Consider the following 7,146-nt stretch of genomic DNA (forward strand, 5'->3'; position numbering starts at 1 on the left):
TTTATTTCTATAAAATCAATTACTTTTACTCAAAACCTAATTAATTTGTGATAATAGATTTTCCTGTATCCATTGAAATTTTTGGACATTCAGTCTTAATTCATCCTATTCTCGAATCGGTCGGAATTTTTATTGCGATGCGTTATTATGCATTTCTACGAAAACGAAACAAATCAAGTTTATCGATAACACAATCGTTTAGTATAATTATAGGCGCTTTAATTGGTGCACTTTTGGGATCTAAAATAATTGGAACATTAGAAAATCCGCAAGCTCTTTTGGATGCAAAAAATCCTTTTCTCTTTTTCTGGACAAGTAACACAATCATAGGTGGTTTAACCTTTGGTTTAATTGGTGTAGAACTCACAAAAAAGATAATTAGATACAAAGAAAGTACAGGAGATTTGATTACTTTTCCTTTGATTTTAGCGATGATAATTGGACGAATTGGTTGCTTTTTAACAGGCATTTATGAACAAACATATGGAATAGAAACAACATCTATTTTCGGAATGGATTTAGGCGATGGATTGTTACGTCATCCGGTTGCTTTGTACGAAATTGTTTACCTTATTTTGCTTTGGATAGTTTTAAAAATCGTTCAGAAAAAATATATTTATCCTTCTGGATATTTGTTTCAAATCTTTATGCTGGCTTATTTTGTGTTTCGTTTCTGTTTAGATTTTATCAAACCAATACATCCCATTTTTTTAGGATTAAGTTCTATTCAAATTACTTGTGTTGGTGTTATTTTTTATTATATCTTTAAGTTATCACAACTTAAATCTAACTAATGGAATCTTTATTTACAATTGTTTTTATTTTACTTCTTATTGGTTCTGTACTTTCTGTAGCAGGTTTTATTTTGTACTTATTTACAAAGAATAAAAATGAGATAGAAAGTGTAGAAATGTCTCTAAAACTAATGGTTTGGGGAATAGGGATTTTACTTGCTTCGGGTTCAATTTGTGGCTTAATTTTAATTGGAAACTAATATGATATATTCAGTAATATTTGCAGAAGGAGGATTTGGAAACGATTTTATTTATGTTATTATAGCAATTTTAGCAGTAATTGCACTTATTGGAGGCGCTGTTGGAACAGTAATTTCGCTAATCATAAATTCTATTTCTGGAAAAAGTAAATCTTCAAAATACTATTTAATGATTTTTGGAATGTGTGCATTGGTTACACTTATTATTTCAGGAATGGTTTGTGGATCTATGTAAACATCGTACCTTTCATTAAAACTTAAATCTACTTAAAACTTATATTATGCCGGTTAGAAATTACACGTATTACGATTATACAATTTCACTTTGTCCAGAATGTTTAAAACGTGTTGGTGCAAAAATTATTATCGAGGACGAGAATGTTTTTATGACAAAACGTTGTCCAGATCATGGTTTCTTCAAAACAAAAATAGCAACGGATGTCGATTATTATAAAAACATAAGAAATTACAATAAAGCATCAGAAATGCCTTTGCATTTTGAGACAGATGTAGAATATGGTTGTCCGTACGATTGTGGTTTGTGTGTCGATCACGAGCAACATTCGTGTTTATCAATTGTTGAGGTGACGGATCGATGCAATTTAACGTGCCCTACTTGTTACGCCATGTCATCGCCACATTACGGTTCTCATCGTAGTTTAGAGCAAATAGAAGCGATGTTTGATACCATTGTTAAAAATGAAGGCGAACCCGATGTGGTTCAAATTAGTGGCGGAGAGCCAACAATTCATCCACAATTTTTTGAGATTATGGAAATTGCAAAATCAAAACCAATTAAACATTTGATGTTGAATACAAACGGAATTAGAATTGCGAATGATCCAGGTTTTGCAGAAAAATTAGCAACTTATGCACCAGAATTTGAAGTTTATTTACAATTTGATTCATTTAAAAAAGAAGTTTTAGAAGATTTTCGAGGAAAAGATTTGACAGATGTTCGAATGAAAGCTTTAGAAAAATTGAATGAATTAAATCTTTCTACAACTTTGGTTGTTGTTCTTCAAAAAGATAAAAATACGGATGAAATTGGAAAAATCATCGATTTTGCTTTAAAACAAAAATGTGTACGTGGAGTTACTTTTCAACCTGTAGAAATTGCAGGCCGAAACAGAGAAGACTCTATTCATGAAAAAATTACCTTAACGGAAGTTCGTCAAGAGATTATTGATCAATATCCACTTTTAAATTCAGATGATATTATTCCAGTTCCTTGTAATCCGGATGCTTTAGCAATGGGTTATATGCTGAAATTGAATGATGAGGTAATTCCGCTTACACGTTATATAATTCCAGCGGATTTGTTGAATAACGAATCGAAAAATACAATTGTTTACGAACAAGATGAACAATTGAAAGTACAATTATTAGACATTTTTAGTACAGGAATTTCGGTTGATAAAGTGCAACCAAAAGTGAATCAATTACTTTGTTGTTTGCCAGAAGTTTGTGCGCCCGAATTGGATTTAGATTACGATAATTTGTTCCGAATAATCATTATGAATTTTATGGATGCACATGATTTTGATGTTCGCGCCGTAAAAAAATCTTGCGTACATATCGTCAACAAAGAGTTGAAATTAATTCCATTCGAAACAATGAATTTATTTTATCGAGACGAAAAAGCTGCTTATTTGGAGGAATTAAGAAAAGAGGATAAAGTGTTGTTTTAGATGATGATGACAAACTGCTTATTTTTTGGTGATAGTATTCTACGGAGAATATGACGGAGTTTTGGGAGGTTATGTAGAAATTTTGAAACGTTATTGTCATACAGAATTTTATAACAACAATGCAAATGAAGTCAATTGTTTTAATCTCGGAATAGGAGGTGAGACAACGGAAGGTTTAATGAACCGATTTGAAGTTGAGACAAAAGCACGTCTTTCTCCTGACGAAAATTTAGTTTTCTTTTTTTATGGCGCAAATGATTTAGAATTGGTTTCATTCGCTAATTTTGAATCAAATCTTTTTGAAGTAATTTCTCAAGCAAAAGAATTTACACCTAACATTTATGTGATAAGTATTTTACCAATTTCTAAAAAAGTAGATGGAATAAAAATTCCAGATCGTAAATTTCGTACGACTCAAAAAATTGAATTATACAATCAAAAGCTAAAAGAATTAGCACTTCAAAATCAAATAGAATTTATTGATATTTTCTCACGTTTTAATTCAACTAAAGAAGAATTTCTTTCAAAATATGGTATTCATCCAAATGAAAAAGGATATCAATTTATCGCAAATCAAATAAAACCGATTGTTGAGAAATATTTGTAAAGTCTATTTTTGTTGAATTTGACTTCTGTAATATGGAATGATATAATCTTTAAAAAATAAAAAAGTCATTGATCCAGCTATACACGTAAAGGGTGCGTTTTGGCTTGTTCCAGTTGGTGAGATATAAGAAATTAATAATCCAACTAAATATCCGCATAAAGCGTAATAACCAACTTTCAGAACTATTTTTAATGCTTTGTTTTTCATTTTATTAGTGTTTTAATAAAGATATGGTTTTTATTGATAGTAGACAAAATAATCTTTATTCATTATAAATAACTCATTTTGGTTTTGTAACTTTGTCCACGAAAGTTTATGGTAATTTTTCAAATAAAAAATTAGTATTAACAAACGAAATTTTCTTCGGGGCAAGGCGAAATTCCTTACCGGCGGTTATAGTCCGCGACTCCTTTAACTTTGTTATGGGACTGATTTGGTGAAACTCCAAAACCGACAGTATAGTCTGGATGAGAGAAGAAAATTGAACACAATTGAAAGTCATGAGTGATAAGTGTTAAGTTCTGAGTAAAAAACTCATGACGCACAACTTTGAGCTTATTACTTAATAATGTGTTTCGCCCTGAAGTGATGTTTCATGATAAAACAAAAATCAAATGAAAACAATCACACAATTTGGCTCAACAGCCAATGAAAGAATTGCAAATGCAATAAAAGATCTACAAAACGGAAAAGGAATTTTATTAATTGATGATGAAAATCGTGAAAACGAGGGTGATATCATTTTTCCTGCTTCCACAATTACTGCGCCTGATATGGCTTTATTGATTCGTGAATGTAGCGGTATTGTTTGTCTGTGTCTTACACAAGAAAAAGCAGATGAATTGGAGCTAAATCCTATGGTCGAAAACAATAACTCACGTTTTCATACTGCATTTACAGTAACTATTGAAGCAAAAGAAGGTGTAACAACTGGTGTTTCTGCAGCCGATCGTATACAAACGATAAAAACAGCAATTAATCCAATTGCAAAACCGACTGACCTTAATCGACCTGGACATGTTTTTCCTTTAATTGCTCGTCCAAAAGGCGTTATGGAACGTCGAGGACATACAGAAGGAAGTATTGATATTGTGAAATTAGCAGGTTTAGGAAATGAAGCAGTTTTGTGCGAATTGACAAATGTTGATGGTACAATGGCGAAAGTTCCGCAAATTATAGATTTTGCCGAAAAACATGAAATGACTGTTTTGACAATTGAGGATATTTACGAATATCGTCTTCAATTAGAGGAGAAAAAACAATTAGAATTCGCTTAAATTAAACAATAAAATATATCATAAACTTTCAAAAATCTTCGGGTAGAAATACACGAAGATTTTTTTTGATTTTATACAAATTTATTATCCAAAATCAAGGTAGTTTTGAATAAAATCAATGTACATTTAAAAACTTAAAATTCAAATTACAAAATGACATCAGAGGAGAAAGTTCCGTCCGTTTGGAAAAATAAAGAATTTATTCCATTCATATTTTTAAGGTTTTCCTTAATCTTTGCTTTATTCATTCAGAGTACGTCTGTTGCGTACGAAATTTTTAAAGTCACTCAGAAAGAAATTTTTCTTGGATTAATTGGTTTAGCCGAGTTTTTACCAATTCTTTTAACTGCTTTTTATGCGGGACAATTGGTCGATAAATTGGATAAACAGATGATCTTGGTACGAAGTATTGGTTGTTTTATGACCGCTTCTTTTGTCTTGATGATTGTTAACTTTCCGTCAGTTCGCCAAGCAATCGGAATTCCTGTTTATTTGGGAATCTGTTATTTTGCATTTTTCATTTTAGGATTGACAAGATCCTTTAGCGGACCAGCTTTATTTGCACTTTTAGCCTTAGTTGTCCGTAAAGAAAACTACACAAAAGCAATTCCGCTTTCGTCTTCTGCATTTATGATTGGATCAGTTTTAGGACCTTTGGCAGGAGGAGTTATTTTAGCAAAATTTGGTATTGAAGCCGCTTTGATAACCGCTTTTACAATTATGTGTATTTCGATGGTGATGATATTATTAATTTCTAAAAAACCAGCAGAAATATCAGAATCAGAATCGACAGAATCGCCAATGATACGTATCAAAGAAGGGTTGAGATTTATATGGGGAACACCGATTATCTTAGCTGTTTTGAGTTTGGATATGTTCGCGGTTTTCTTTGGTGGAGCAGAATCGTTGTTGCCAGCTTTCGTTGAAAAAGTATTGAATCAAGGTTCTGAAGCTTTTGGTTTATTACGTTCAGCACATGGAATTGGATCGATTATCATGATGTTTTTCTTGTCAATGATTCCAAGTTTATTGAAAGGAAATGTTGGGCCAAAATTATTGGGAGCAGTCGCAATGTTTGGTGTTTGTATTATCTCTTTCGGATTTAGTCAAAATCTGTATTTATGTTTTGTTATTTTGATGTTTGGAGGTGCTTTTGATGCAATTTCGATGGTAATTCGTCAAAGTATTTTACAAATCAAAACGCCCGAAAATTTGAAAGGTCGTGTTTCATCTGTCAATTCAATATTTGTGAGCTCTTCTAACGAATTAGGAGCTTTAGAAAGTGGAATTGCCGCAACATTTTTAGGATTAGTTCCTGGAATTATTTTTGGAGGAACGATGACAATTTTAACCGTAATTTTAATTGCATTTTTCATCAAACCTATTCGAAAAGTAACCTTAGAATAAAATATTTTACTTAAAAAAATAGACAATAAGGCTTTTGTTAATTTTTAAAGTCTATTTTTGCAATAAACTGTTCAGAAAATGTTTAAATATTTATTAATTGCTTTTTGTAGCTTATTCATAATTTCTTGTTCGACAGATACTTTTGAAGAAGATTTAATTGAATCGAATGAAAATTTGTTTCCAACTGGTTATTTCTCTAATCGCTATTTTGTAGATGATTTATATTCTATTTATTATAGTGATAGTATTCAAATTATTTATGATGAGCAAGATCGTCCAATAGAGAAAAAAGTTAAATCTTATTATTTGCTAAGTGATCAAAAAGTAAATTATATTAATGATTCTGAGTATGAAATTACAGAGAATGGTCAATTAATAGAAAGTGGAACATATCAATTAAAATCATTTTTTAAGCATAAAATTATTCAAAAACTTACATCTGAAAAAAATGGCATTGTAACGAAATATGATTATCAACCAATTGATGGTGATACAGTTTTGACTTCGGTTCAAGAATTTAAAGATAATAGATTAGTTGCTAATGAAACTTATACATGGGACAGAAATAATAAATATCCACATGTAACAAATTTGGATGGTATTGTAAGAACTGATATAATTGACGATGACAATTTGATAAAAACTGTAACAAAATTTGATTATGATGATTACCAAAATCCATTTATTCGATTAGGAATTTTTGATGATATAAATTATAGACATTTATCGTTTAATAATTATACGAAGAAAATAATAAAAGTTTTTGATAAAGATGATAATGAATTAAGTTCCATCGAATATGACAGCAATTTCAAGTATAATAAGAATGGAAAAGTTGACTTAACGAAATAACACAAAGCGAATCAATTGATTCGCTTTTTTGTTATCTTTAAGAAAATAATTATCAATGAAATCTATTGTTTACTTTTTACTTTTAGGATTTGGTTTGTTGAGTTGTAATAAGGATGAAATTAAAATAAAGGTTGATAAAGTCGAAAATAATATGATACACTTTACAATCAAGAATAACTTCGAAAAAGAATCAATTCGCTTTTTAAAACCTAAACATAATTATTTATGTTATGAAGGAAGTAGTCCTATTAATAATATCTATAAAGATTTTTACATCTTAGATTTTATAAACAGATACTGTAATCTTCCCCTTGTTAA

Annotated in this window: 10 protein-coding genes and 1 riboswitch; of the genes, 9 read left to right on the forward strand and 1 reads right to left on the reverse strand. The window is 30.3% G+C overall.

Going from position 1 to position 7,146, the window contains the following annotated elements:
• Nucleotides 1-47: 47 nt before the first annotated feature.
• Genes B3I31_RS11010 through B3I31_RS11030 form a run of 5 tightly spaced genes read left to right on the forward strand, consistent with a single transcriptional unit; the run spans nt 48 to nt 3,292 of the window.
• Nucleotides 48-794, forward strand: a complete 747-nt coding sequence (locus B3I31_RS11010; RefSeq protein WP_311394708.1) for a prolipoprotein diacylglyceryl transferase — start codon at nt 48-50, stop codon at nt 792-794.
• Nucleotides 794-994, forward strand: a complete 201-nt coding sequence (locus tag B3I31_RS11015) for a hypothetical protein (protein ID WP_114999701.1) — start codon at nt 794-796, stop codon at nt 992-994. Before B3I31_RS11010 ends, B3I31_RS11015 begins: the two co-directional genes overlap by 1 nt.
• A 1-nt stretch (nt 995) precedes the next feature.
• Nucleotides 996-1,229 carry a hypothetical protein gene (locus tag B3I31_RS11020; RefSeq protein WP_114999703.1) on the forward strand — a complete coding sequence of 78 codons (234 nt, stop codon included), beginning with the start codon at nt 996-998 and terminating at the stop codon, nt 1,227-1,229.
• Between the two features lie 46 nt (nt 1,230-1,275).
• Nucleotides 1,276-2,685 (forward strand): radical SAM protein, encoded by a 1,410-nt coding sequence (locus B3I31_RS11025; protein WP_291058870.1) that lies wholly within the window; start codon nt 1,276-1,278, stop codon nt 2,683-2,685.
• Nucleotides 2,686-2,713: 28 nt separating this feature from the next.
• On the forward strand, nt 2,714-3,292 hold the full coding sequence (locus B3I31_RS11030; protein WP_291058883.1) for an SGNH/GDSL hydrolase family protein: 579 nt from the start codon (nt 2,714-2,716) through the stop codon (nt 3,290-3,292).
• Between the two features lie 3 nt (nt 3,293-3,295).
• Here B3I31_RS11030 and B3I31_RS11035 read toward each other — a convergent pair whose 3' ends face one another.
• Nucleotides 3,296-3,499: a hypothetical protein gene (locus tag B3I31_RS11035; protein ID WP_291058868.1), complete on the reverse strand. Its 204-nt coding sequence runs from the start codon at nt 3,497-3,499 to the stop codon at nt 3,296-3,298.
• 148 nt (nt 3,500-3,647) lie between these two features.
• Nucleotides 3,648-3,775: riboswitch (FMN riboswitch) on the forward strand.
• Nucleotides 3,776-3,906: 131 nt separating this feature from the next.
• On the opposite strand from B3I31_RS11035, the gene ribB reads away from it, so the two are divergent.
• The 4 genes from ribB to B3I31_RS11055 form a co-directional block, all read left to right on the forward strand.
• Nucleotides 3,907-4,569, forward strand: a complete 663-nt coding sequence (gene ribB / locus B3I31_RS11040; RefSeq protein ID WP_114999705.1) for a 3,4-dihydroxy-2-butanone-4-phosphate synthase — start codon at nt 3,907-3,909, stop codon at nt 4,567-4,569.
• Between the two features lie 153 nt (nt 4,570-4,722).
• Nucleotides 4,723-5,976 carry an MFS transporter gene (locus B3I31_RS11045; protein ID WP_291058866.1) on the forward strand — a complete coding sequence of 418 codons (1,254 nt, stop codon included), beginning with the start codon at nt 4,723-4,725 and terminating at the stop codon, nt 5,974-5,976.
• A gap of 78 nt (nt 5,977-6,054) precedes the next feature.
• The gene (locus tag B3I31_RS11050) at nt 6,055-6,828 is read left to right on the forward strand and encodes a hypothetical protein (protein WP_291058864.1); all 774 of its coding nucleotides are present in this window, start codon (nt 6,055-6,057) and stop codon (nt 6,826-6,828) included.
• A gap of 55 nt (nt 6,829-6,883) precedes the next feature.
• Nucleotides 6,884-7,146 (forward strand): hypothetical protein (locus B3I31_RS11055; RefSeq protein WP_291048153.1); only part of this gene is annotated, 263 nt, incomplete at its 3' end.

The organism is Empedobacter sp. UBA3475 (assembly GCF_002378465.1).
Classification (GTDB): domain Bacteria; phylum Bacteroidota; class Bacteroidia; order Flavobacteriales; family Weeksellaceae; genus Empedobacter; species Empedobacter falsenii_B.

Bases quoted from the DNA above. Each gene is read 5' to 3' on its own strand.
- B3I31_RS11025 (WP_291058870.1), top strand. From the start codon at position 1,276: ATGCCGGTTAGAAATTACACGTATTACGATTATACAATTTCACTTTGT.
- B3I31_RS11015 (WP_114999701.1), top strand. From the start codon at position 794: ATGGAATCTTTATTTACAATTGTTTTTATTTTACTTCTTATTGGTTCT.
- ribB (WP_114999705.1), top strand. From the start codon at position 3,907: ATGAAAACAATCACACAATTTGGCTCAACAGCCAATGAAAGAATTGCA.
- B3I31_RS11035 (WP_291058868.1), bottom strand. From the start codon at position 3,499: ATGAAAAACAAAGCATTAAAAATAGTTCTGAAAGTTGGTTATTACGCT.
- B3I31_RS11050 (WP_291058864.1), top strand. From the start codon at position 6,055: ATGTTTAAATATTTATTAATTGCTTTTTGTAGCTTATTCATAATTTCT.
- B3I31_RS11045 (WP_291058866.1), top strand. From the start codon at position 4,723: ATGACATCAGAGGAGAAAGTTCCGTCCGTTTGGAAAAATAAAGAATTT.
- B3I31_RS11020 (WP_114999703.1), top strand. From the start codon at position 996: ATGATATATTCAGTAATATTTGCAGAAGGAGGATTTGGAAACGATTTT.